This window comes from Streptomyces sp. NPDC058459 (genome assembly GCF_042721685.1).
In the GTDB taxonomy this organism is placed as follows: Bacteria; Actinomycetota; Actinomycetes; order Streptomycetales; family Streptomycetaceae; genus Streptomyces.
Genome location: NZ_JBHXLV010000413.1, coordinates 1 through 1,541, shown reverse-complemented (window position 1 = coordinate 1,541; position 1,541 = coordinate 1). Strand labels below are relative to the sequence as shown.

The following is a 1,541-nucleotide window of genomic DNA, read 5'->3' as shown; positions in this document are numbered from 1 at the left end:
TTGGTGAACTTCAGGCCGCCCGTGTGCTTGATGGTTCCGCCGAGGGGGCTGGTGGTCAGGGCGCCGCCGGTGACGGGGTAGGTGGCCTTGAGGGTGGGCTGGTGGCCGACGGTGGTGAGGGAGGGCTTGCCGGGGCGGGTGACGATGGGGGCGATGCCGTTGGACAGCAGTGCCTTGGCGATCGCCGGGGCCACGGTGACGGAGGTGTGGCCGCTCTTGACGTGGACGGTGTGGGGGGTCGCGGAGGCGGTGGGTGCCGCGATCGCCAGGGCCGCGACGGCGGACGCGGCGGTGACGAGGACGGTGCGCTTCATAGCGGTTCACTCCTGAGGATGGTCGTACCGGTGAGCGGATGACGGCGATGTGTTCCGCCGCTCCGGCGGAAGTGGATGCGGTGTGGGCCGAAAAAATCTGGGCCCGTTCGCGTGCTGGGGTGCGTATCGCTGCGCGCTGATGACTGACGGGGCGTCATGAGCTGATGACGTGCCGGTCCGGCCGGTGGGTCCGCTGGATTTTTTGCTGCAACCGTTCCGGGGCCGGTGGCGGAATGTGTCCTCGACTCGTCCGCTGGGCTGCTGGTCGGAAGGAAGACTGTCATGAGTGTTCGCGTTCAGGGTGCCGTCGTCGCGGCGGGTGTCGCCGTTGTTTTGTCCGTGGTCGGGGGTGGGGCCGCGGTCGCCGGTGCGGGGGCGGGCGGGGGGCAGGCCACGGTGTCGGTGCTGCATGCCGTGCCCGGCCTGACGGTGGATGTCTACGCGGGTGGCAAGGAGCTGATCCCGGACTTCAGGCCGGGCACGCTCACCGGCCCGATGGAACTGGACGCCGGTTCGTACGACATCAGGATATTCAAGGACGGTGACGGCCCGAAGGGCACCCCGGCCATCGAGAAGAAGGTCGATGTCCCCGCGGGTGTGAACGCCACGCTGGTCGCGCACCTGGGTGAGGACGGCAGGCCGGTCCTGGACGCCTTCGTCAACGACGTCTCCAGGGTGCCCGCGGGCAAGGCCCGCCTCACCGTCCGGCATGTGGCCGCCGCGCCGGCGGTCGATGTCCGTGCGGGCAGGAAGCCGGTGTTCAAGAACCTGGTCAACCCCGGGGAGGCCAAGGCCGAGGTCCCGGCCGGCACTGTCTCCGCCGATGTGGTGCTGGCGGGGACCGGCACCGTGGCCGTCGGACCGGCGGACCTCGGCCTCGCCGAGGGGTCGAACACGGTCGTCTACGCCTGGGGAAGCGCCAAGGACAAGAGCCTCGCGCTGAAGACGCAGACACTGACCGGCATGCACTCCGCTCCCGGCGGCGTCCCGGCGGGCGGGAGCGGACAGGCCGCCACCGGCGACGGGAACACGCCGGCCGGCGCCCTCACCCTGGCCGGCGCCTCCGCGATCACATCGGTCCTGCTGCTCCGCAGGCTCCGCGCCGGCCGCTGAAGCAGCAGCGTCCCCCCGGACGCCCGAGACGGCGGGGGTGCGGCCACCTACGGCACCCCCGCCGCGCGCAACGACGTCCCCCTGGCCCCTGGTTCCCACGGAGAAAGTAACGAT

Annotated in this window: 2 protein-coding genes; one reads left to right on the top strand and one right to left on the bottom strand. The window is 71.1% G+C overall.

Going from position 1 to position 1,541, the window contains the following annotated elements:
• A partial coding sequence (locus ACFWN1_RS33220) for a hypothetical protein (RefSeq protein ID WP_384370476.1) occupies positions 1 to 314 on the bottom strand: 314 nt, incomplete at its 3' end.
• 282 nt (positions 315 to 596) lie between these two features.
• Between ACFWN1_RS33220 and ACFWN1_RS33215 the strand changes: the two genes are divergently transcribed.
• The gene (locus ACFWN1_RS33215; RefSeq protein ID WP_384370474.1) at positions 597 to 1,427 is read left to right on the top strand and encodes a DUF4397 domain-containing protein; all 831 of its coding nucleotides are present in this window, start codon (positions 597 to 599) and stop codon (positions 1,425 to 1,427) included.
• Positions 1,428 to 1,541: the final 114 nt, after the last annotated feature.

Bases quoted from the DNA above. Each gene is read 5' to 3' on its own strand.
- ACFWN1_RS33215 (WP_384370474.1), top strand. From the start codon at position 597: ATGAGTGTTCGCGTTCAGGGTGCCGTCGTCGCGGCGGGTGTCGCCGTT.